The organism is Mesorhizobium sp. M0778, assembly GCF_040320105.1.
Classification (GTDB): domain Bacteria; phylum Pseudomonadota; class Alphaproteobacteria; order Rhizobiales; family Rhizobiaceae; genus Mesorhizobium.
Genome location: NZ_JAMYPA010000002.1, coordinates 137,730 through 159,876, shown reverse-complemented (window position 1 = coordinate 159,876; position 22,147 = coordinate 137,730). Strand labels below are relative to the sequence as shown.

Below are 22,147 nucleotides of genomic sequence, written 5' to 3'. Positions count from 1 at the left end.
TAAGAATGTCTGTTGGTGTTCCGCGACAAAACAAGCCGAACGTTTTCAGTTGCATGGCCGCCCTGCGGCAAGACCTCAGCCTCGAGGAAGGACAGGGCTTTCGGGACGAAATCGGCGTAGTTCTGAACTACCCCGCCATGCCCGGCATCCGGATAGATAACCAGATGCGCCCCTGGGATACGCCCGGCGAGATCGTAGGTATTGCTGCTCGGCACCATCCTGTCCTGGTCGCCATTCGCAACCAAAGTGGGAATGCGGATAGCGCTCAGGTCTTGCGGCGCCTGGAGTCCGTAGGCCTTGATCGCCTTGAGTTGCGCGCCGAAGGCGCTCAGCGATACCGCCTTGTCCCGGTTGGACCGGCGCTCTTTCAGCCGTTGCAGAAATGCGTTTGCGGCGCGGCGCCCATTCGGCGTCGTTGTGAAGAAGAGATAGTATTTCGGATCCCGCAAAGTCAGCGCGCCCTTGATCATGTCCACGATCGTCAGCGGCGTCACCTTGTCGATGCCTTCGCCACCGGCCGGCCCCGTGCCAGCCAGGATGAGTTTGCGCACAAGGGCCTGACCAAATGTGTTGTGGTTGCTAGTCGCATATGCGCGAAATCCCCTGGCTCTGTTGTTCAGACCGGCAAGCGGAACTGCTTGCGCAGGCTCTTGTCGAACATCCCCGCGGGGGCAAAGCGGCGCAGCAGGCTGACCTGGCGCGCTGCCTTGCCAGCGGTGTAACGCCGTCGCGGACGGGCATCGGTCGCCGCCTTGACGACCACATTCGCCACCACTTCCGGCCGATCGGCTATCGGCATCACATCGCCCAGCAACGCCTTGAGCCCGGCTCGAGCCCGATCGTATTCCTTCAACAGCGAATCCGGCTCGATGCCGTTCTGGTCGAAGACGGTGCGGACGAATGCCGGCTCGATGACGGAAACGCGGACGTTGAAGGCGCGCACCTCGTGGTCGAGCGATTCCGAATAGCCTTCGAGCGCGTGCTTGACTGCCGAGTAATGCGCTGAGTATGGCGCGGGTACCAATCCCAGAATGGAGCCGATATTGATGATGCGCCCTTGGCCGCGCCGCCGCATCGACGGCAATACTGCGTTGGTCATCCGCATGACGCCGAACAGATTGACGTCGAACAGGGCTTGTACCTGTGCGACCGAGGATTCCTCGGCACCCCCTAGCAGGCCGACACCGGCATTGTTGACCAGGAGATCGATCCGGCCGGTCTGCGCGAGCACGGTGGCAACGAGCGCAGTGACGGCCGCATCATCGGTCACGTCGCATGCCAGCATGGTCACCCCTTCCGGGCCATTACTGGTCTTGCGGCGACTTGTGCCAAAGACAGTGAACCCCGCCCGCGCCAAGGCCTCGGCGCTGGCGCGGCCGATGCCCGAGGAGGCTCCGGTCACGATTGCGGTTTTTTCAGAATTCCCATCCATTTTTAATGTTCCAGGTTCGAGAGGTCTAGCTTATTTCCACGAATTGAATTATGGTCGTAATATCAGGTTATGAGCATAATGCAATAGCAGGACAGGAAAGAAAGACATGCGCTACGAAAAGGGCCGAAAAGACGCGTCACGCAGCCGGATCATGGAGGTCGCCGCCGAACGTTTTCGATCTGACGGCATCGCGGCGTCCGGGCTGGCGACCATCATGAGCGACGCCGGGCTGACGAACGGGGCCTTCTATCCGCACTTTCAGTCCAAGGCGGAGCTCGTCCGTGAAAGCGTGGCGGCGGCCCTGGACGCGCAGTCGCAGCAAGTGCAGGAAGCGTTGGCCGTCGGCGGTCCGGAAATGGCCATAGAGGCATATCTATCGGCCGAGCACCGGGACAATCCTGGAAAGGGCTGCGCTTCGGCCGCGCTACTGCCGGAAATAGCGCGGCAGCCGCCTGAAACGCGGGCCCTCTATGCCGAACGCGCCCAATCCCTGGTGCGTCAGATAGCCGACTCTCTGCCGCCGACCAACGATCCAGAGGGCGTTGCGTTGGGTGTGTTTGCAACGCTCATCGGCGCGCTTCAACTGGCCCGCGCCCTGGAAGGGACGGAATTGTCGGATCGCATCCTTGCAGCGGGAGCAGCTGCCGCAAAGGCGCTGATCCGGCCGGTTCAAGACGAGGTGGCCCCCTGAGGGCAGCCCGGACTATTCGGCCGGCTCGAATCTGCCTTGCACCAAGACAGTCTCCACCGGTCCAAGCGGATTGATGATCCGGCTCTCCAGGACTTCGATAAGTTTGCGTCCAACACCCGCCATATCCACGGAATGAACTCCGATCTTTGCCGGCAGGAAACGTGCCAGCCGCGTGCTGTCACGGGTGACGATGTGGACGTCGCGGCCTGGTGTAAGACCCCGCTTGCCGAGGGCGTGCAACGCTCCCAGAAGGCCCAGTTCGTTGGCGCACGCCAAGCCCGTCGGCGGATCTGATGACGCCAGCAAGCGATCGAACCAGCCTGCGCTCGATTCCATGGTGAACATGCCATGACCGATCAGCGATTGGTCGATCGGAATACCGGCCTCGGCCATTGCCCTTCCATACCCGGAAAGACGCATGGCACTCGCCTGGTCCTCCGGAACGAGAAGTTGCAGCGCAATGCGTCGACAGCCCTTATCCATGAGCCGCCGGGTCGCCTCGTAGGCAATCTGTTCATTGTCGACATCGACATAAGGATACGCGATATCCAGGTCGGTTCTTCCAAACGCGACGAATGGCATGCGTTTATCCAGCAGCAGCTTGACGCGCGGATCAGCCGACACCAGGCGTGTGATGATCAGGCCGTCTGCGCTGCGCGCTTGGAGCTGCCGCTCCACACTCTCGACGGGATCGTCGTCGGGAGTGGTGGAATAGATGGACAGACTATAACCGGCTTGCCGCGCCGCCAGCGTCATGCCTTCGATTAAAGGAAGCTTCAACAGATCGGACAGATGATCTCGTGTCTCCATCGGGAGTACTGCCGTCAGCGTCTGCGTTCGACCGGTTTTGAGCGCGCGACCATGATGATTTGGTAAATAGCCGACCCGCTTAGCCGCCTCCTTGACGCGGGCTATGGTCGAGGGCTGCACTTCCGGCCCATCCTTCAGAGCGCGGGATACCGTGGTCACCGAGAGGGAAAGTTCCGCCGCGATCTGCTTTAGATTGGCCATTGTTCGCCCGACTTCGTTTGCGAAAGCGCCGGCTGATTTTGCTGACCGCCAACGTTACCGGATTCGACATCCCGGTCAATCCAAACTCCCGCAGGAAGCAGCTTGACTCCAGCGCATTCAAATGCAATCGTAACGTTACGATTACAAAATAATGGCACTTTTGAGCGACATTTGGATAAAGTTGGGGAGGAGAACCTATGTCCTAGCTACGCATTTCCTTAACAGCATTCGCAATCTCGGCTGCCTTGCCCGTCCATGCGCAAACAGTCACCATCACGACCGCAGGTGGCGATTATGGCAACGCCATGAAGGAGGCCATGTGGGGGCCTGCTGCAAAAGAGCTCGGCTATGATGTCCGCGAGGAGACCCTAAGCGACGGCCTGGCCGCCTTGAAGATGCAGGTCACATCGGGTGCGGTCACGACCGACGTCATTCACCTGGGCTCACCGGAAGGTGCCCAGGCGGCCGCACAATCGCTGCTGGAGCCACTCGACTACAAGATCATCGACCCAAAGGCCGTGCCGGAGGGTGCGAAGTCCGACTACTGCTATCCGTTCGATTCCTATGGCACCGTCATGTCGTGGAACACCAAGACCTATGGCGAGAATCCGCCGAAAACCTGGGCGGAATTCTGGGATGTTGCCAAATTCTCGGGCCGCCGCGCGTTGCGCGCCAATGCGCAAGACTCGATCGAGATCGCGCTTCTCTCCGATGGCGTAGCACCGGCGGACGTCTATTCCGTGCTCAGCACGCCGGAAGGGCTAGAGCGCGCCATCAAGCGGCTTGAAGCGATCAAACCAAACGTTGCCGTGTGGTGGACCTCGGGAGCTCAGTCGGCGCAGTTGCTGAAAGATGGTGAGGCGGATTTGGTCATTACCTGGAACGGACGGGCTCAAACCGTGAAAGCAGATGGCGGCGCGGCTGACTACACGTTCAAGGGTTCGGTCATCGGCACGGACTGCCTTGGGGTGCCGAAGGGAGCGCCGAACAAGGAAGCCGCGATGAAGCTCATCGCAGCGATGACGCAGCCTGCGCGAGTTGCGAAGCTGACCGATTTCATTGCCTATGGCCCAGTCAATCCTGCGGCATATGAGGGTGGCCTTATTCCCGAGGACCGTCTGAAGACCCTTGCGACCGCGCCTGAAAATGCTGGCACTTCGGTGTTTTCGAATTCAGAATGGTGGGTCAAGAATGGCGAGGCTGCCCAAAGAGCCTTCGATGAAATGATGGCCCGCTGACTCTCAGCTCTAATGCATATCGCGCAAAAGTGTGCAGCGGATTTGCGACAACGACATGCATGAAAACAAGAACCTAAAGCGTGTCGCGTGAGGCCGGTCGAAGGCGACGCGCCTTAAGGCTGGAGCACATGATGAAGTCGCTCGCGATCACCATCGAAAGCGTGCACAAGGCTTATGGATCCTACGTCGCACTGGATGATGTTTCGCTCGACATTCAGGCTGGCGAATTCCTCACGCTGCTAGGGCCATCGGGATCGGGCAAGACCACGTTACTCATGGCTCTGGCCGGTTTTGTCCGGCCGGATTCCGGTAAACTTCTCTTGGGCGATCGAGACATCACCCGCCTGCCGCCCAACAAACGAGACATTGGCATAGTATTCCAGAATTACGCCCTGTTTCCCCACATGAATGTCCTGGCGAACGTCGCGTATCCGCTGGTGCTGCGCAAGATACCGAGAGCGGAGGCGCGTCAGCGGGCGCTTGATACCTTGGCCCGCGTGAAGCTGGATGGCCTGGCGGAGCGCAATGTTGCCGCACTATCCGGCGGCCAACGTCAACGGGTGGCATTGGCGCGGGCTATCGTCTTCGAACCGCGCGTGATGTTGATGGACGAGCCGCTGTCGGCGCTCGACAAGAATCTGCGCGAGACCATGCAGTATGAGATCCGGCGCCTGCATGATCATCTAAGGATCACCACAATCTATGTGACCCATGACCAGCGCGAAGCGTTGATTATGTCTGACCGGATTGCGGTGATGAATTCTGGCCGCATCCAGCAGATAGATACGCCGCAGCGGATTTATGATCGTCCATCGACCCGCTTCGTCGCGGAGTTCATGGGCGAGGCTAACATTGTGGCGCCAGGCTCAGCACGCAGAATCGACGGCGCCGAACCATCACGCGAAACTCTGATGATCCGCGCCGAAAGCTTCCATCTTGATGCGAAGCTCGTCGGGGGAGACGGAGTGGCTCTCGAAGGAATACTGCGCGCCAAAGTGTTCCGCGGCGAGAATTGGCTTTTGACGCTGGCGCTTGACGGTGGGCAAGAGGTTCTTGTCTGCATTCCGGCAGCGCTGGCCGGCGGCTGCGCCGAGCTTGCCGCCGGTCAGCGGATGACTGCATATGCACCAGCAGCGAAGGTTCACGCGATACCGGGAGCGATGGCGTGATCGTCGTCCGGGATCCGGCGCTCGCGGCGGATGCACGGCGCGAGCGGCGGTTTTTTCTTTCGCTTTCGCTCCCGGCGCTGTTCATCGTTGGGCTGGCGGCGATACTGCCCATCCTTTGGATCATCCGGCAATCCTTCCTGACCACCGGGGGTGAGTACACGGTCGGCAATTACCAGAAGGTCCTTTCGAGCGGACTGACGTGGTCGGCGCTCGTCACGACCCTCGAACTGTCCTTGGGTACGCTGGCGGCCTGCATTCTTCTCGGCATCCCTCTGGCGCTGGCTCTGGCCAGCGTCAGACCAAGGGTGGCCAACGTGCTGATGGCGTTCGTCATGCTGCCGCTGTGGACCTCCATTCTGGTGCGTACCTATGGTTGGCTCGTGCTCTTGCGGCGCGATGGCCTGATCAACGCGGCGTTGACCGGTTCAGGCCTGACGGCGGAGCCATTGCCGCTGGTCTACAACTTCACCGGAACGCTCATCGGCATGGTGCACTACATGCTGCCACTCTTTCTGCTGCCTGTTTATGCTGCGATGCGCGATATCGACCCAAATCTCATTCGCGCGGCAGCGAGCATGGGAGCCACTCTCAGGCAGGTCATCCGCACAGTCATTTTGCCGCTATCGGCGGGCGGCATCTTCTCCGGTTCGATCATCGTCCTCATCTACGCCATAGGTTTTTTCATCACGCCGGCGGTGCTTGGCGGCGGCAAGGTAAATCCTCTCTCTACCCGGATCGAGCGTACACTATCGACCTTTCAGGACTGGGGGTCGGCGAGCGTCCTGGGCATTCTGCTCCTCGTTCTTATGGCGCTGATCGGTGTGATGTTGCTGGCGGCACGCCGCCTGGTGGCCCAGAACACAGTGGAAGCCCCCTATGCTTGAAGCCTATCCGCAAAACAGGCTCGCCCGCATTTTGCTCTGGAGCTTTGCCGCTCTTGTCATGGCATTTCTGATGCTGCCAACGCTCGTGGTGGTGCCGCTTTCCTTTTCGGCGTCGAATCTCCTCGAGTTTCCGCCGCACGCCTACTCGTTGCGTTGGTATGAGAACTTCTTCGGCTCGGCAACGTGGATGGCTGCGCTCAGAACGAGTTTGATCCTTGGGACATTGACGGCGTTGATCGCGGTGCCGTTTGCGCTGCTCGCCTGCATTTCAATGAATCGGCTAGGCGGAAAAACCGCTGCGATCATCCAGAGCGTCCTGCTAACCCCCTCGATCACCCCGGGTATCCTGCTTGCGATCGGTCTCTTCTTTGTCTTGGCTGCACAACATCTGATCGGAACGCTATTCGGTGTGCTGGTCGGACATGTGGTGCTGGCCGTTCCGGTCGCCTGCATTGTGTTGCTGCCGGCTCTCGCCCGCTTTGACTGGAACCAGGTCCAGGCGGCGCGCAGCCTCGGTGCAAACTGGGCCAGAGCCATTGGCGGAATAATCGTTCCGCAACTTCGGATCAGCTTGCTGTCGGCGACATTGATGGCGTTCCTGACTTCGCTCGACGAGTCTGTGATTTCGATCTTCATCGCAAGCGGTCGCAACAGCACGATGCCGAAGCTTATGTTCCTGTCGCTGCGCGATCAGATCGATCCGACCATTGCGGCGATCTCGACATTGTGGACCGTCATCGTGGTGGCCGTGGTCCTGATTGTGACCCTTCGCCAAAAATCCTGACCGAGACTGGAAACATGCCCACCAATCACCATGCAGCCGACGATCTGACGGATCATTCGACGGACATCCCTCAGGTAGGGTTGGCCATCATCACCGGGTCGGCAAACTGGGGGCTTGCCTTCCCGGAAGATGTCGAATTCGATGGTGTGCGCACGTTGCGGCGCGACATGAGTTTTGAAACGCCTTTCGGTCGTACCGACAACTGGAAGCTGCTCGAGTTCGATGCGTCGATCACAGCCGAAGGGAGAGCAAAACGTGCGTTGTGCATGTATTCGCACGGCAATCCCCGCGACCGTATCGACCATTCCTGCCATCGCCGCGCGTTCTGGGTATTGATGCGGGCGGGTGTACGGCAAGTTCTCGCCTGCTCGACTGTAGGCGCCGTCAACAAGGCGATCCAGCCGGGCGACATGGTGGTGACCGCCGACATCATTGAACTGACGCAGACCCCGTTTTCACTGCTTCCTGACCGCCAGAGCTTTGACTGTTCGGGCAAGCAAATCGTGTGTCCAAGATGTGCGGCGGTTCTGGTCGAAACGGCCCGCCGTCATTGGCCAGCCGAATGCCGCGTTTACGGCATCGAACAGCAGTTGGTGGCTGCCCATTGTTATGGGCCCCGACTGACAACGCCAGCCGAAGCCTTGGCGTATCGGGGCATGGGTGCGGATGTCCTCAACCATTCCATCGCCCCTGAGGCGACCTTGTCGCGCGAGATCGGCGCGTGTTTCGTGCCTTGCGCATTCGTGACGGCGGGCTTCAACGACTATATGGATCGCAATCGCCAGAAATTGCTGCAGGAGGACGTGCTGCCCAGTCTCTCCATGACAGCCTCGCGGGTCGCGCTGGAGACCGCCGCGCGACTTCCCGCTGATCCGGAATGCTCCTGTCACGGCTTGAAGTCGCCTCAGCCGAAAGAACGCTCCAGCCGGTTCTGAGACGACCTTGGTGCGCCGGATAGCTGAAGCTCTGCCACCGACCAAGAATCCCGAGGGCGCTGCATTGGGCGTGTTTGCGACGTTCGAAACGCTGAGGGCGGCGTTTGAGGATTAGGGTCAAAACTCAATCAGACTGGCTGCCGCCAATGGCCCAGATGGGCGGAACTTGCCGTTTGAATTAGTCGGCGGGAATGAGCACAGAGCGCCATTTGCTGACAATCATGGCGCTTCAGCATTGCGCTCGTTCTCGCTACGACCTGATGCGGACCCGAAGCGGATGGTCGTTTGATCCGGTTAAACTCAACGCGCCACCCGACCACATGCGCCATCTCGAGACGTTCCCGAAAACCCCCACGTCGGTCGCGACTCGACCATGGAGCGGAAGTACAGGCGAAGTACTGTTTCGTTCGAGATGGCCTGGTTCAATCTCCAGCATCCTCCTCCTGCCATACTGGCCGGAGCGAGTGCCGGCCGCGAGCGAGTGGCCTTTGAGCGTAGCTCAGAGCGTCTTGCTCATCATCAGGATCGGAACCGGAGCGCCGCCACGGTCATCGACGAATTTCTCGGCGGGTTGGTAGCCGCAGGCTCGATAGAGCGGCTCTCCTGCCATCGTGGCTGCCAGATCGGCACGGCGGAAGCCCTCAGCCTTAGCGGCACGTTCACACAGCGAAAGGATCAGGCGGCCGACGCCTCGCCGGACAAAGTCCGGATGCGTATACATGGCTCTGATACGCGCCGCGTCCGTGGCTGGATCAAGCAGTGCCGCGTTGCGTCCCGGTGACTGATCACCACCATACATGGTCGTGCGCCGGCTCCAGCCACCGCAGCCTGCCAGGACGCCGGCGTGCTCCACGACGAAATAGGTGCCATCATCGACAAGCTGCGTGTCCAGCCCCATGATTGCGCGGCTGGATCGGATCTGGTCATCGTCGAGAAACGGTTTCTGGAGTTCGGAGATCGCTGCATCCATGAGCGCAATCATGGAGGCGAGGTCCTCGCGTCGCGCTATCCGGTGCCGAAAGTCTTCACTGGCCATGTTCAAGCACACCATGAGGCGAAACAAACGCACGATATGGCGAATTTCGTTCCGTCAGAAGACCAAAATGTTCGCTGCTGCGGCAGCCTTGGGACGCCTGTCGACAGCAGGCCGAAGGTATAACCAATGACAGTCATTCTGGCAGCCCCGCCATGCGATAACCTTCCACGATATGCCGGCGCACGTCTTCGGCTGGGAATGGCTGCGAATCCGACCAGTGCCGGATAGTGAAGTGCGGATTGCTTATCATGAACATTTTCGCCTCCCAGCGCGCTTCCTCCAAACGGCCAAGTTGCGCAAGGCTTGCTGCAAGCAGGCGTCGTGAAGTCGTGCGATAGGTTTCGGGCCTGCGCAGCGTTTGGATCGCGGATTCGTAGTCGCCCATGGCATATTGGGCCTGGCCCAACATCCAGTAATACCAACCGGGCGGGTGAGGGTTGAGTCGCAGTGCCCTGCGGACCTGCTCTATGGCTTCGGCAGGTCGCCCCTTTTCAGTCGTCAACTCGGCCCGCATCGCCCAAGCGTCGGCGTGGTTGGGGTCCAGCTCGTGGGCAGCATCGAATTCGGCATCCGATTCCACCCAGCGACTCTCATGTCCCAGTATGACGCCCAATACCCATCTGTTCCCGGCGTCGTTCGGGTCGAGTTCGACCGCCAGCTGTGCTTCGGCGAGCGCTCTTGCGCGGTTGGGGTCCATCGGTTCGTCCCAGAACTCCCAGCCCAGCCAGAGGTTGAGTGCCAGCCAACGGTGCGCCTCCGCGTATTCCGGGTCGAGCGCGATTGCCCGGTTCAGCAGCAAAATGGCCTCTTTCGCGGTGAGCGCCGTTTGCAGGCCAAGGGCCCGGGCACGCACACAGAGATCATAGGCCTCCAGGTTGCTCGGTCTGTTGCGCGCCGGCGCGGTGGTCAGGCGGCCAACCAGAGCCTCGACAATCTTGCCGGTCACCTCGTCCTGAACGGCGAAGATATCTTCTAGGCTCCGATCGAATCTTTCGGCCCAAAGGTGGTCACCCGCGATCGCGTCGATCAGTTGGGCGTTGATACGCACCCGTCCAGCGGCCCGCCGTGCACTACCTTCAAGAAGATGGCGAACTCCCAGTTCTCGCGCGATGCGACGCACATCCACGTGCCTGCCTTTGTATGCAAATGCCGAGTTGCTGGCGATGACGAACAACTCGCTTGTCCTCGACAGATCCGTGATCAAGTCTTCGGTGAGGCCATCGACAAATGCCTCCTGCTCCGGATCATTGCTCATGTTCGTAAAGGGCAGGACGGCAATGGAGGGCTTGGCGGGGAGCTGCAGAGGCGCTTTCTCCGCGAGCCCGCCATCGTCCGATGCGGTCGACAGCCGGATCCGGTAGACAGACACTGGTTCGGTGACGTTCTTGATCGCTTGCGGACCAAGTTCGTCGAAGCCGCAATCGAGCTTCCGCTTGACTTGGTCGTAGACGCTGCCGGACACACAGACATCTCCTGCCCCGGCCATTGCCTGGAGCCGCACTGCGACAATGACGCCGTCGCCGAACAGATCGCCGTCCTCGACAACGACATCGCCCAGATTGATGCCGATATGCAGGTAGATTCTCCGGTCGGCGGTCACACCCTCGTTTGCGGCCGCCATCCGCTTCTGAAGGTCCACGGCGCATGACACGGCGTTCACCGCGCTTCCGAACTCGACCAGAACGCCATCACCCATCACTTTCACAATACGGCCATGACGGTCGCGGACGAGTGGTTCGAGGATTTCCTTCCTCGTCCTCCTTAAAGCGGCCAACGTTCCTTGCTCGTCCAGGTCCAGAAGTCGACTGTAGCCCACCACGTCGGCAGCCAATATGGCGGCAAGGCGGCGTTGGGCGCGTTCTTCGGCCATTTCGCGTTGCTTTCATTGAAAGCAGAAAAGCGAATTTTATGCCGCCCATTTCAAAAGTCTATCAGGTTGACTTCGAGGCTCGATCGCCAAGCAGCTACATAGGGTGATCGCGCCTGTCGATTGTCCCCACTGGGGCCACGACTTGCGCTTGGGGCTCGTCTTGGAGAAGGTCAGCAAGGGGTCAGTGCCGAGTGCCGCGAATGTCGGCTATCGCGCAGTGAAATGGGCTGACGAAGGGCAGCTCAGGGTCAACTTGCGTCGTCAGGGCTCTCGGCGTCAAAGGTCCGAGAGGGTTCGAAGTCGGTCGTTCAGAGTGATTGCGTTTTGACTCCAGAGCGCCGCGCGTCATTGGACGCGCAAAGGACGCTATAACACTTTGAATTTGCATGATCCTTTCCGAACCGGAGGTCAGCGCAGCAAAACCATGCCGGTTTCCGGGTGTCATGCCCTAAGGCAGCCTAAACCGGTATTCCGTCACGTGATGGTAGATCTGGCCCGGCCACAGCGTGGCTTGCGGGAAATACGGCCGGTTGGGCGCATCCGGCCAGATTTGCGGTTCCAGGCAGAAGCCTGAAAAAGGCTTGTACTGGCGGCCGCCCAAACCAGGCGAAGACGGCGCCAGATACTGGCCGGTATAGAGCTGGACGCCCGGCTCGGTGGTCCAGAGCTCCATCTCGACGCCGGAATTCGCGCCTTGCGCCCATGATGCCTGCTTCAGCGGCCCGCGCGTCGAGGCAAGGCAGAAATTCTGGTCGTAGGGGAGCTGTTCGCCCTCGGTCTCCATGCGCAGCGGCCGCGCCTGGCGAAAGTCGAAAGGTGTGCCGTCGACCGGCTTGACCGTGCCTGTCGGAATCAAATCGGCGTCGACAGGAATATAGGCGCCGGCATTCAGCATCAGCCGGTGGTCGAGAATGTCGCCGGCGCCGCCGTCATCCAGGTTGAAATAGGAATGCTGGGTGAGGTTGCAGAGCGTCGGCTCCTCGCAGGTGGCGGTCAGTTCGATGCTGAGCGTGCCGGGGATCTTCAGCCGGTAGGTGCAGGTCACGTCGAGCGCGCCGGGAAAGCCCATCGTGCCGTCGGGGTCATGCAGGGTCAGCGTGACAAAATCCCTGCCATGCAGCGAAACCGCCCAGGCTCGTCGCGAAAAACCTTGCGAACCGCCATGCAGCGTATGCTTTTCGAGGAAATTGCGCTCGGTCTGGTAGCGTTTGCCGGCAAGCGTAAAGCGGCCGTCGCGGATACGGTTGGCGTAGCGCCCGACGACAGTGCCGAAGAAGGCCTTATCCGTCTCATAGTACTGGAAACGATCATACCCGAGCACCAATGGCGCCTCGTGCCCGGCCAGGTGCAGATCCTGGATGATCGCGCCCAGGCCGATAATGTTGGCGGTAAGGCCGCCGCCACGGATGGTGAAACGGCGGACTTCCTCGCCCGCCTGCGTCGTGCCGAAAACCTCGCCGTCCTTCATCGCCATGCTCGCAAGTTCGTTGCTCGATCGACGCCAGCCTGGCCTTTCCGAAGCGGCCCAGGATCGTTTTCGGTATTACCGTATGAGGCTTCTAGAGACCAAGTCCGCCGATGCAGACATATTTGGTGTCGAGATAATCCTCGATGCCCTGATGGCCGCCTTCCTTGCCGAGGCCCGATTCCTTGACGCCGCCGAACGGCGCCTCAGGCGTGGTGATGAGCCCTTCATTGACCCCGACCATGCCGTATTTCAACCCTTCCATGACCCGGAAGGCGCGGCCGAGATCGCCGGTGTAGAAATAGGCGGCCAGCCCGAACTCGGTATCGTTGGCGAGTCCTACGGCCTCTTCCTCGGTCTCGAACTTGAACACCGGCGCCACCGGGCCAAAGATTTCTTCCTTCATGAAGCGCATCTTCGGCGTGGCATTGGCGATCACCGTCGGCTGGAAGAACGAGCCGCCGAGCGCGTGGCGCTTGCCGCCGGCGACGATCTTGCCGCCTTTGGCAGTAGCGTCGGCAATCAGCTCCTCGACCTTCTCCACCGCCTTCTCATCGATCAGCGGTCCCTGCTGGACACCGTCTTCGAGGCCGGAACCGACCTTCAGCCCGTTGCTCGCAGTAGCCAGCTTTTCGACGAACCGGTCATAGATGCCGGCCTGCACCAGGAAGCGGTTGGTGCAGACGCAGGTCTGGCCGGAATTGCGGTATTTGGCGGTGATGGCGCCAGCGACGGCCCGATCGAGATCGGCGTCGTCGAAAACGATGAACGGCGCATTGCCGCCGAGCTCCATCGACACTTTCTTGACGGTCACCGACGACTTCTGGATCAGGATCTTGCCGACCTCGGTCGAGCCGGTGAAGGTGATCTTCTTGACCAGCGGATTGGCACAGATCTCGTCGCCGATCTCGCCGGCGGCGCCGGTCAGGATGTTGATCACGCCTTTGGGGAAGCCGACTTCTTCGGCAAGCGCGCCCCAGGCAAGCCCGGAATAAGGCGTCTGCGACGCCGGCTTGACCACGGCCGTGCAGCCGGCGGCAAGCGCCGGGCCGAGCTTGCGGGCCAGCATCGAGGATGGAAAATTCCATGGCGTGATGGCGGCGATGACGCCGACCGACTCCTTGGTCACCAGGATGCGGCGGTCCGCCCAGGGTGACGGAACGACGTCGCCATAGGTGCGGCGGCCCTCTTCGGCGAACCACAATATGTAGGACGCGGCCGAGCCGATCTCGCCCTTCGATTCGAACAGCGACTTGCCCTGCTCGATGGTCAGCAGTTCGGCCAGCACGTCCTGATTGTCCATCATCGCGTCGTGCAGCTTGCGCAACAGCTTCGAGCGTTCGAGCGCGGTGGTCTTGCGCCATGTCTTGAAGGCAGCGTCGGCGGCCTCGATGGCGCGGCGGGTCTCGGCCTTGCCCGACTTCGGCACGGTGCCGATCTTGAGGCCGGTGGCAGGGTTGTTGACGTCGACCGTCTGGCCTGAATCGGCCTGCACCCATTCGCCATTGATGAGATTGGCCTGCCGCATGAAATGGCTGGTTTTCTGAAGCATGATCTCGCCTCCGTTCGGCACCTGGCGGGCCGGTCGCTGATTTCGTGAATGGACGTGCGCGATAGCATCGCTAGAGCCACTGCTCTTAGCCCAGGGCAAGCCCCGCAAGCAATCACAAGATGGCATATAGGGTTTAGGCCAGCCAAAGCGAGAGCGATCCCGCCGGGCTCCTATCCAAAAATATGGACGACCACTGTCAGCCAAAACGCAGTGGTCACGACCGCACTGGCGGTGGCGATGGTCATCTGGTTCGATGCCAGCGCCTGGCCGGTGTTGAACTGCACGGCAATGAGATAGGAATTGATGCCGGACGGCAACGCCGCAACCATGACCGCCACTTTGGCGGTCAATGGCGGCAGGCCGATCAGCCAGACCAGGCAAAGAACCAGTGCTGGCATCAGGAACAGTTTCAGCGCCGACAGCGCCAGCGCCGGGCGGACATTGCCGGAAATACCGAAACGGCGCAGGCTTAGCCCCATGGCAAACAGCGCCACCGGGGCGGCCGTGCCGGCCAGCGCGTCGCTCAACCGCGTCGCAAGCGCTGGCAGCGGCGCACCGGTGAAGCGCCACGCCAGCCCGGCCAGTATGCCGATGATCAGCGGGTTGATGAATACCCTCCTGAGAAAGCTCGTGATGACGCGGAGCGGATGCACAGGCTCGCTGCCGCCGCGGCCGAACATCTCGAACAGGATGATCGAGGCCATCATCATCACCGGCAGGTGAATGGAAACGAGCAGCGACAGCACTTCGAACCCGGCCGGCCCGAACACGCCGATGATGAAGGGCGCGCCGAGCAGGACAACGTTGGAGTAGGACGACGATACGCCGCCGACGACGCCGGCGCGGGCGTCTCGTCCGAAGATGCGCGTGGTGACCAGATGGCCGGCGGCCCAGGTGAGCGCCACCGCCGTGAAATAGGCGCCCCATAGCGACCACGGCGCTACGCCATGGAAATCCGCCTTTACCATGGTCTGGAACAGCAAAAGCGGCATTGCCACGTTGATGGCGAATTCGGATACGCCCTCGCCGCTCGCCGGCTTCAAATAGCCGGTAAGCCCGGCAAGATAGCCGAGCCCGACGAGACTGAAGACGAAGAGGACGGTTTCGGTAAGCGGAGACATTTTTGCCGTGATAGGCGAGCCCCGGCGGCGGCGCAATCGCCCTTCCCTCGCGAATGTACCAGCCAACAATCCGGCCGCTCGGATCTTGCCCGAATTTGCTCATGGTTGGATGGCAGCGCTATACAGGGTTGTCGGGGGACACGCGGCGAATGGGCCTTGTCGGAAATCAGCACTTCTTCAAGCAGGCGTGGCTGACGGCTTTCGTCGGCGCCATGCTTTGCCTCGTGGTGACCTCGGCTCATGCCGCGGAGCCGGAGAGCCTCAAGGGCGTGGCGCTGATTGTCGGCCAGTCGAAATACCAGCACATAGCGGCGCTTCCCAACCCCGCCAACGACGCCCGCGACATCGCCAAGATGCTGACCGATCTCGGCTTCGACGCGCGCAGCGTCACCGACCGCGACGCGGCAAAGCTGAAGCGCGACCTCGAGCGTTTCGCCGAGGATGCCGAGGACGCCGACGTCGCCTTGATCTACTATTCCGGCCACGGCATCGAGGCCGGCGGCGAAAACTATCTGGTGCCGGTCGACGCCGACGTTTCTTCATTGAAGGACGCCGATCAGGCCCTGGTGCCGATCTCCGCTGTCATGGACGAATTGAAGACGACCGTGCCGGTAACGATCATGCTGCTCGATGCCTGCCGCACCAACCCGTTTCCGGCGGATGCGGTGCTGCGCCGGGCGCCGACGGCCTCGGCCTCGCCGGTCAGCGCCGGCGGATTGGAGCCGGTGCGCGGTGCCAGGGCACTGGCAAACGCGACCGCGACGGAAAATCTGGGAACGGTGATCGGCTTTGCCGCCGAGCCGGGGCGGCCGGCACTCGACGGCATCGTCGGCGAAAACAGCCCCTACGCAGCGGCACTTCTGCGCCACCTCGCGGCGATGAAGGGCACGGAGTTCGGCTCGGTCATGCGCATGGTGACCGAGGAGGTCTATCTCGACACCAAGGCAAAGCAGCGGCCATGGGTCAATGAAAGCCTGCGCCGGCTGCTCTATTTCGGCGTTGCACCGCAGGAACCGACCGGCGACGACGGGCTGATCACTGGCGAGCGGCGGCAATTGCTGCTGACGATCGCCGAGTTGCCGAACCCCAAGCGGGCACAGGTCGAACTGGCCTCGCTGCAGGATGGCGTGCCGCTCGACGCGCTTTATGGCGTGCTGAAGGCACTCGGCACCGAAAAGATACCGGAGGACCCCACCGACCTGCAAAAACTGCTCGATGCTCAGGCCGAGCGCCTGAAGAAGATGATCTCCGAGCGCAACGCGCTGCGCACCGACGACCCCGAGATCAGCCGCCTCGTCGCCTCGGCCGACAAAGCGATCGGCCAGGGCGCTATCGTCACTGCGCGCAACTTCCTCGACAAGGCAGTGCGCCGGGTCGAGCAGACCAGCGGCGTGGTCGACCAGGCAGAGGATCTGGTCAGGCAGAAGCGTCTTGCCGACGCGGCGATCTATGCCAGGCGCGCCGACGCTTCGGCGCTGGTCTTCGACTATCTGTCCGCCGCCAACGATTACGGCAAGGCCTTCTCGCTGGTCGAGAAATGGGACGACAGGCTGGGGTGGAACTACAAGAACCAGGAGGCGGAAGCGCTTAACGCGCATGGCGACGCCACCGGCGAAAGGCAAGCGCTGCAGCACGCCATCGACGCCTACCGCGTCATCCTGAGCTTCATCGCCAATGGCGAGCAGAACCGCGATTGGGCGATCACCCGCAACAACATGGCGGTGGTGCTGCAGACGATCGGCGAGCGCGAGCGCCAAATCGACCGGCTGGAAGAGGCCGCGAAAATCTTTCGCGATTCGCTTGCCGTGTTCGAGCGCGAGAAGGATGATCTCAACTGGGCGGCCGCCCAGAATAACCTGGCCAATGTGCTGTTGAAGATCGGCGAACGCGAGAGCGACCCGAAACGCCTGAACGAGGCAGTGGTGGCGATGCGCGCCACGCTGGAGAAGCGGCCGCGCGGCAAAGTCCCGCTGGACTGGGCCGCCTCGCAAAGCAACCTTGGCCTTGCGCTTTACGCGCTTTCGGAACGCGAACCGGGCGGCGCGCGCCTGACCGAGGCCGAGGCCGCCTACCGGCTGGCGCTTGAAGAATACACGCGCGAAAAGGCGCCCGTTCAGTGGGCGATGGTCCAGAACAATCTCGGCAACACGCTGGTGTCTCTCGGCACGCAACGCAACGACAAGGCAAAAATCGACGAGGCAGCCGCGGCATTCCGCGCCGCGCTCGAAATCCGCACACGCGACACCTTCCCGCTCTCCTGGGCAAGCAGCCGTCTCAATCTGGGTAACGCGCTGAGCAGTGCTGCCCGTTTCGATCTCGGAACCGGCCTGCTCGAAGAGGCGGCTGCTGCCTATGGCGACGCGCTGACCATATTCACACGCCAACGTTTTCCAACGGATTGGGCTTCGGCGGAGAACAATCTCGGCTCGATCTACCAGACGCTCGGCCAGCGCACGCGCGATCCTGCCAGGCTTGAGCAATCGGCTGCTGCATACCGGGCGGCACGGCGCGTCTATACCAAGAAGGAGTTTCCGCTCGACTGGGCGATGACCCACTACAATCTCGGCAACACGCTGCAACTGCTCGGCGGCGTGACCGACAAGCCGGTGCACTACGAGGCGGCGATCGAGGCCTATCGCGATGCACTGCGCGAATACAAGCGCGAGACGACGCCGCGGCAATGGGCGCTGGCGCAGGCCGGCCTCGGCTCGGCGCTGCAATGGCTGAGCATGAGCGAGGCCGACACCAGCAAACTGGTCGCTTCGATCGCCGCGCGCCGAGCGGCGCTGGAGGTGCTGACCTTCGAAACCTCGCCCGTCGATTGGGCAAACGCGCAGAACGGCATCGGCATGAGCCTGATCAATCTCGGCAATCTCGAACGGACCGGCAGATATCTGGACGACGCCGAAGCCGCCTTCGAGGCGACGCTCAAGGTCTTCACCCGCGAAGGCCAGCCGATGCAATGGGCCTTCGAGCAGAACAATCTCGGCGACGTCCACTGGAACCGCGGCAGCTATGGCGGCGGCAATGCCGAATACCAAAAGGCGATCGAATTCTTCGAGAACGCCAAGCAAGGCTTTACCGAAGCCGGCTACACACTCCCCATCCCGCTGACCGACCGCAAGATCGATCTGGTGAAGAAGCAGATAGCGAAGAAATAGGCGTCTCGGCCGCAGGTTGCACTCGGCTTGTCTTTCAGCCGGCTTTGCCGTCCCTATATGCCGGTCACCGGGGACCTGCCTGCCGGTCACCCGAAAGGATGTCTGATGCTTCGATTTGTGCTGGCGCTGCTGTTGCTTGCCGTTTCCGCCACAGCCCATGCGACGGAAGCCGGCTGGGCGCTGCTCCGCGACGGCGGGCATGTGGTCCTGCTTCGCCATGCCATGGTCACCGGCACCACCGATGCGGCCAATTTCGACCTCGGCAAATGCGCGACCCAGGTCAATCTCTCTGAGCGCGGCAAGCAACAGGCGCGCAAGATCGGCGCGCTGTTTGGCGCCCGCGCGGCACCGGTCGAGCGCGTGCTGTCCAGCCGCTATTGCCGCTGCCTCGAGACCGCCCGCATCGCTTTCGAAAGCGAGCCGGAGCCGTTCGAACCGCTTGACCTGCTGAAGACCGGCGAGAAGGAGAAGGCCACCCAGATCGCCGCGATCCTGGCCGAGATCCGCGGCTATTCCGGGTCAGACAATCTGGTCATGGTCACACATCTCGAAAACATCAAGGAATTGACCGGCATCTCGCCGCGCGAAGGCGAAGCCGTGGTCGTCGAGCCGCAAGGCGACGGCCTGCGCGTGCTCGGCCGCGTCACCTTCTGACCGGGCCGGTCGCTCCTCGCGTCGAGCGAGATAGGTGTTGCCGAAATGCCACTGCCACGAGAAGCCGCGGTTGGATTCCGATCTCATCTTGCTCTGCCTGGGCAGCAATCCCATCTGCGCCGGGCGTATCAGGCCTTTTCCTGCCCGGAAAAACCGACTAGACAGCCCAAAACACATGCGGACAGATTCCGCCCGCAATCGAAGGAAAAGCCCTTGTCCACCACGTTCGACAAAGTCGCCAAGATCATCGCCGACACCAGCGAGATCGACATCGAGACGATCACGCCCGAAAGCCACACCATCGACGATCTCGGCATCGACAGCCTCGACTTCCTCGACATCGTCTTTGCCATCGACAAGGAATTCGGCATCAAGGTGCCGCTGGAAAAGTGGACGCAGGAGGTCAATGACGGCAAGGCGTCGACCGACGACTATTTCGTCATGAAGAACCTGTGCGCCAAGATCGACGCGCTCGTCGCCGCCAAGAACGCCACGTAAGCACAGCGCTTGACGCGCCTTCACCCGAACAGCCGCCCATGAACCCCCACGACGTCGTCATATCAGGCATCGGCCTAGTCTCGTCGCTGGGCGAGGGTCCGGATGCGCATTGGCAAAAGCTCGTCCAGCCGCGCCTTGAGCCGGTTCTGGAGGCCTCGCGCTTCTCGCCCTATACAGTCCACCCGCTGCCGGAGGTCGACTGGAACCTGCAGATCTCCAAGCGTGGCGACCAGCGGCAGATGGAGACCTGGCAGAGGCTCGGCACCTATGCGGCCGGCCTTGCGCTCGATGATGCCGGCATCAAGGGCAATGACGAACTCTGCGCGACCATGGACATGGTGGTGGCCGCCGGCGGCGGCGAGCGCGACGAAGCGGTCGACGCGGCCATTCTCGCGGCATCGGAAAGCCGCAATGACCGCGACGTGCTGCTCAACGAGAAGCTGACCACGGAATTGCGCCCGACGCTGTTTCTGGCACAGCTTTCCAACCTGCTCGCCGGCAACATCTCGATTGTCCACAAGGTGACGGGGTCGTCGCGCACCTTCATGGGCGAGGAAGGTGCGGGCGTCGCCGCCGTCGAGACCGCGGCCGCGCGCATCCGTTCCGGTCAGTCGACGCATATACTGGTCGGCGGCGCTTTCCAGACCGAACATTCCGACATGCTGCTCGGCTATGAACTGGCCGGCTACCTGCATCGCGGTCCGTGGCGGCCGGTCTGGCAGAGGCAAGGTGCCGAGGGCGGCGGCGTGGTGACCGGATCCGGCGGCGCGTTTCTCGTCCTGGAGCAGCGCGAGCACGCGACAAGCCGTGGCCGGAAGATCTATGCGGAACTTGGCCCGGTCCTGTCCGGTCGCGCCAGGCGCCGGCGGGGCGAACTCGATGGAGAGATCGCCATGCTGCTGAAGCAAGCCGCATTGCCGGACGGCGAGTTGCTGGCGATCTCCGGCGCTTCGGGCGCCCATGCCGCGACCGCCGCCGAGAAATCGGCGCTCGAGGCCAATCCGGCGATCGCCGCACGCGGCTTTTCGACGCTCACCGGCCACATGAAGGAAGCGCAGTTCCCCTTCGCCGTCGCGCTGGCGGCCCTGGCTGTCGACCGCGAGGCCGCCTACCCTGTCTTCGACGCCACAGTCGAAAAACCGTTTGCCGGCGTCCCGAAGACCGTCCTTGCAACGGCGATCGGCTATCACCAATTCGAGGGCATGGCGCTGATCAAAGCCGCCTAGAGCATCGGACCGAAAACGTGACGCGGTTTTCGGGCGATCCGATGCTCCAAGAGAAACAGGTTTTTGGACAACAAATGGCCAATCTGAACGACCACATGGGCAGGCCGATCGTCGCCGTCACCGGCATCGGCGTGGTGACCTCGCTCGGTGTCGGCAAGGCCGATAATTGGGCGGCGCTGACATCCGGCAAGTCCGGCATCCATCCGATCACCCGCTTCCCGGTCGATCATCTCAACACCCGCATCTCCGGCATGGTCGATTTCCTGCCGTCGAGTTCCAAGGGCGCCAGTCTCCTCACCTATGAGCTTGCCGAAACCGCCGCCCGGGAAGCGATGTCGGAGGCGGGCCTCGATGCCGGCGATTTCGGCGGACCGCTTTTCCTCGCTTCGCCGCCGGTCGAACTCGACTGGAGCGAGCGCTTTTCGCTCTACAATTCCGACACGCACGATACCGGTGCAGAGAGGCTCCTGCGGGTGGCGCGCGGCCTGAGGGAACTCGACATTTTCGAGACCACCCAGTTCGGTTCGATCGCCGACCGGCTTGCCGATCGTTTCGGCACGCGCGGCCTGCCGATCACGCTGTCGACCGCCTGCGCCTCGGGCGCCACGGCGATCCAGCTCGGCGTCGAGGCGATCCGCCGCGGCGAATGCGACCGGGCGCTGTCGATCGGCGCCGACGGATCGGCAACCGCGGAGGCGCTGATCCGCTTCTCGCTTCTGTCGGCGCTCTCCACCCATAACGACATCCCCGAAAAGGCATCCAAGCCGTTCTCCAAGGATCGCGACGGCTTCGTGCTGGCCGAAGGCTCGGGCGCCCTTGTGCTGGAATCGCTGGAGGCAGCACTTGCCCGCGGCGCCACCATTCTCGGCATATTGCGCGGCTGCGGCGAAAAGGCCGACGACTTCCATCGCACCCGCTCCAAGCCGGACGGTTCGCCGGCGATCGCGGCGGTGCGCGCCGCCGTTGCCGATGCCGGCCTGAGCGAGGACGGGATCGATTATGTCAACGCCCATGGCACCTCGACGCCCGAAAACGACAAGATGGAGCATTTGTCGCTGTCGACGGTGTTCGGCGAGCGTATCTCGTCAATGCCGGTCTCGTCGAACAAGTCGATGATCGGCCATACCCTATCGGCAGCCGGTGCCGTCGAGGCTGCATTTTCGCTGATGACGATGCGCGAAAGCGTCATTCCGCCGACCATCAACTACGACAATCCCGACCCGGCGATCGTGCTCGACGTGGTGCCGAACACCAAGCGCAACGCCGAGGTCGGCACGGTCCTGTCGAACTCCTTCGGCTTCGGCGGCCAGAACACCTGCCTTGTCATGGCGCGGGAACCGGTCTAAGCGACCGTTCCGCTCTAGCACTGTTGTCGTGCGCATGGTCCTTTCCGAAACGGTTCTCGGGTCATGCGCAACCT

At 61.9% G+C, this 22,147-nt stretch carries 18 protein-coding genes and 1 pseudogene; 11 read left to right on the top strand and 8 right to left on the bottom strand.

What is annotated here, in order from left to right; genetic code table 11:
• Positions 1 to 77: 77 nt before the first annotated feature.
• Both NKI22_RS04520 and NKI22_RS04515 read right to left on the bottom strand, forming a co-directional pair.
• Positions 78 to 554 (bottom strand): annotated as a pseudogene (locus NKI22_RS04520) (alpha/beta fold hydrolase); the annotation flags it as partial.
• A gap of 62 nt (positions 555 to 616) precedes the next feature.
• Positions 617 to 1,432, bottom strand: a complete 816-nt coding sequence (locus NKI22_RS04515; RefSeq protein ID WP_352791370.1) for an oxidoreductase — start codon at positions 1,430 to 1,432, stop codon at positions 617 to 619.
• Positions 1,433 to 1,538: 106 nt separating this feature from the next.
• Here NKI22_RS04515 and NKI22_RS04510 point away from each other — a divergent pair, with 106 nt between their 5' ends.
• Positions 1,539 to 2,123 carry a TetR/AcrR family transcriptional regulator gene (locus NKI22_RS04510; RefSeq protein WP_352937387.1) on the top strand — a complete coding sequence of 195 codons (585 nt, stop codon included), beginning with the start codon at positions 1,539 to 1,541 and terminating at the stop codon, positions 2,121 to 2,123.
• A gap of 12 nt (positions 2,124 to 2,135) precedes the next feature.
• Here NKI22_RS04510 and NKI22_RS04505 read toward each other — a convergent pair whose 3' ends face one another.
• Positions 2,136 to 3,134 carry a LacI family DNA-binding transcriptional regulator gene (locus NKI22_RS04505; RefSeq protein WP_023719991.1) on the bottom strand — a complete coding sequence of 333 codons (999 nt, stop codon included), beginning with the start codon at positions 3,132 to 3,134 and terminating at the stop codon, positions 2,136 to 2,138.
• Positions 3,135 to 3,439: 305 nt separating this feature from the next.
• Here NKI22_RS04505 and NKI22_RS04500 point away from each other — a divergent pair, with 305 nt between their 5' ends.
• The 5 genes from NKI22_RS04500 to NKI22_RS04480 all read left to right on the top strand — a co-directional run bounded on the left by NKI22_RS04500 (position 3,440) and on the right by NKI22_RS04480 (position 8,144).
• Complete coding sequence (locus NKI22_RS04500; protein WP_352958247.1) at positions 3,440 to 4,372, top strand: ABC transporter substrate-binding protein; 933 nt, start codon at positions 3,440 to 3,442, stop codon at positions 4,370 to 4,372.
• Positions 4,373 to 4,503: 131 nt separating this feature from the next.
• Positions 4,504 to 5,541: an ABC transporter ATP-binding protein gene (locus tag NKI22_RS04495; protein ID WP_352937391.1), complete on the top strand. Its 1,038-nt coding sequence runs from the start codon at positions 4,504 to 4,506 to the stop codon at positions 5,539 to 5,541.
• Positions 5,538 to 6,425: an ABC transporter permease gene (locus NKI22_RS04490; RefSeq protein ID WP_352640453.1), complete on the top strand. Its 888-nt coding sequence runs from the start codon at positions 5,538 to 5,540 to the stop codon at positions 6,423 to 6,425. Before NKI22_RS04495 ends, NKI22_RS04490 begins: the two co-directional genes overlap by 4 nt.
• Positions 6,418 to 7,209, top strand: a complete 792-nt coding sequence (locus tag NKI22_RS04485; protein WP_023719987.1) for an ABC transporter permease — start codon at positions 6,418 to 6,420, stop codon at positions 7,207 to 7,209. Before NKI22_RS04490 ends, NKI22_RS04485 begins: the two co-directional genes overlap by 8 nt.
• 14 nt (positions 7,210 to 7,223) lie before the next feature.
• Entirely contained in the window at positions 7,224 to 8,144 is a 921-nt protein-coding gene (locus NKI22_RS04480; RefSeq protein ID WP_023719986.1) for a phosphorylase family protein, read from the top strand.
• A gap of 499 nt (positions 8,145 to 8,643) precedes the next feature.
• Here NKI22_RS04480 and NKI22_RS04475 read toward each other — a convergent pair whose 3' ends face one another.
• The 5 genes from NKI22_RS04475 to NKI22_RS04455 form a co-directional block, all read right to left on the bottom strand.
• Positions 8,644 to 9,213, bottom strand: coding sequence for a GNAT family N-acetyltransferase (locus tag NKI22_RS04475; RefSeq protein ID WP_352609116.1), 570 nt, complete (start codon positions 9,211 to 9,213; stop codon positions 8,644 to 8,646).
• A gap of 100 nt (positions 9,214 to 9,313) precedes the next feature.
• Entirely contained in the window at positions 9,314 to 11,050 is a 1,737-nt protein-coding gene (locus NKI22_RS04470; RefSeq protein WP_023719984.1) for an adenylate/guanylate cyclase domain-containing protein, read from the bottom strand.
• 448 nt (positions 11,051 to 11,498) lie between these two features.
• Entirely contained in the window at positions 11,499 to 12,524 is a 1,026-nt protein-coding gene (locus tag NKI22_RS04465; RefSeq protein ID WP_023719983.1) for an aldose epimerase family protein, read from the bottom strand.
• Between the two features lie 85 nt (positions 12,525 to 12,609).
• Positions 12,610 to 14,067: an NAD-dependent succinate-semialdehyde dehydrogenase gene (locus NKI22_RS04460; RefSeq protein WP_352640456.1), complete on the bottom strand. Its 1,458-nt coding sequence runs from the start codon at positions 14,065 to 14,067 to the stop codon at positions 12,610 to 12,612.
• A 170-nt stretch (positions 14,068 to 14,237) separates the two neighbouring features.
• Positions 14,238 to 15,188 (bottom strand): AEC family transporter, encoded by a 951-nt coding sequence (locus NKI22_RS04455; RefSeq protein WP_352640457.1) that lies wholly within the window; start codon positions 15,186 to 15,188, stop codon positions 14,238 to 14,240.
• A 149-nt stretch (positions 15,189 to 15,337) separates the two neighbouring features.
• Between NKI22_RS04455 and NKI22_RS04450 the strand changes: the two genes are divergently transcribed.
• From NKI22_RS04450 to NKI22_RS04430, 5 genes are all read left to right on the top strand, one after another.
• Entirely contained in the window at positions 15,338 to 18,349 is a 3,012-nt protein-coding gene (locus NKI22_RS04450) for a caspase family protein (protein ID WP_352814614.1), read from the top strand.
• A gap of 105 nt (positions 18,350 to 18,454) precedes the next feature.
• Positions 18,455 to 19,003, top strand: a complete 549-nt coding sequence (locus NKI22_RS04445; RefSeq protein WP_352640459.1) for a histidine phosphatase family protein — start codon at positions 18,455 to 18,457, stop codon at positions 19,001 to 19,003.
• A 213-nt stretch (positions 19,004 to 19,216) separates the two neighbouring features.
• Positions 19,217 to 19,501, top strand: a complete 285-nt coding sequence (locus NKI22_RS04440; RefSeq protein WP_023719977.1) for an acyl carrier protein — start codon at positions 19,217 to 19,219, stop codon at positions 19,499 to 19,501.
• Positions 19,502 to 19,539: 38 nt separating this feature from the next.
• Positions 19,540 to 20,727 carry a beta-ketoacyl-ACP synthase gene (locus tag NKI22_RS04435; RefSeq protein ID WP_352495968.1) on the top strand — a complete coding sequence of 396 codons (1,188 nt, stop codon included), beginning with the start codon at positions 19,540 to 19,542 and terminating at the stop codon, positions 20,725 to 20,727.
• 74 nt (positions 20,728 to 20,801) lie between these two features.
• Positions 20,802 to 22,073 carry a beta-ketoacyl-ACP synthase gene (locus NKI22_RS04430; protein ID WP_352640461.1) on the top strand — a complete coding sequence of 424 codons (1,272 nt, stop codon included), beginning with the start codon at positions 20,802 to 20,804 and terminating at the stop codon, positions 22,071 to 22,073.
• The last annotated feature ends 74 nt before the right edge of the window (positions 22,074 to 22,147 follow it).

What these genes read in the sequence shown, in the direction of transcription:
- NKI22_RS04465 (WP_023719983.1), bottom strand. Translation starts at nt 12,524, where the DNA reads ATGGCGATGAAGGACGGCGAGGTTTTCGGCACGACGCAGGCGGGCGAG.
- NKI22_RS04480 (WP_023719986.1), top strand. Translation starts at nt 7,224, where the DNA reads ATGCCCACCAATCACCATGCAGCCGACGATCTGACGGATCATTCGACG.
- NKI22_RS04515 (WP_352791370.1), bottom strand. Translation starts at nt 1,432, where the DNA reads ATGGATGGGAATTCTGAAAAAACCGCAATCGTGACCGGAGCCTCCTCG.
- NKI22_RS04460 (WP_352640456.1), bottom strand. Translation starts at nt 14,067, where the DNA reads ATGCTTCAGAAAACCAGCCATTTCATGCGGCAGGCCAATCTCATCAAT.
- NKI22_RS04510 (WP_352937387.1), top strand. Translation starts at nt 1,539, where the DNA reads ATGCGCTACGAAAAGGGCCGAAAAGACGCGTCACGCAGCCGGATCATG.
- NKI22_RS04485 (WP_023719987.1), top strand. Translation starts at nt 6,418, where the DNA reads ATGCTTGAAGCCTATCCGCAAAACAGGCTCGCCCGCATTTTGCTCTGG.
- NKI22_RS04450 (WP_352814614.1), top strand. Translation starts at nt 15,338, where the DNA reads ATGGGCCTTGTCGGAAATCAGCACTTCTTCAAGCAGGCGTGGCTGACG.
- NKI22_RS04430 (WP_352640461.1), top strand. Translation starts at nt 20,802, where the DNA reads ATGGCCAATCTGAACGACCACATGGGCAGGCCGATCGTCGCCGTCACC.
- NKI22_RS04445 (WP_352640459.1), top strand. Translation starts at nt 18,455, where the DNA reads ATGCTTCGATTTGTGCTGGCGCTGCTGTTGCTTGCCGTTTCCGCCACA.
- NKI22_RS04505 (WP_023719991.1), bottom strand. Translation starts at nt 3,134, where the DNA reads ATGGCCAATCTAAAGCAGATCGCGGCGGAACTTTCCCTCTCGGTGACC.
- NKI22_RS04500 (WP_352958247.1), top strand. Translation starts at nt 3,440, where the DNA reads ATGAAGGAGGCCATGTGGGGGCCTGCTGCAAAAGAGCTCGGCTATGAT.
- NKI22_RS04455 (WP_352640457.1), bottom strand. Translation starts at nt 15,188, where the DNA reads ATGTCTCCGCTTACCGAAACCGTCCTCTTCGTCTTCAGTCTCGTCGGG.
- NKI22_RS04435 (WP_352495968.1), top strand. Translation starts at nt 19,540, where the DNA reads ATGAACCCCCACGACGTCGTCATATCAGGCATCGGCCTAGTCTCGTCG.
- NKI22_RS04470 (WP_023719984.1), bottom strand. Translation starts at nt 11,050, where the DNA reads ATGGCCGAAGAACGCGCCCAACGCCGCCTTGCCGCCATATTGGCTGCC.
- NKI22_RS04495 (WP_352937391.1), top strand. Translation starts at nt 4,504, where the DNA reads ATGAAGTCGCTCGCGATCACCATCGAAAGCGTGCACAAGGCTTATGGA.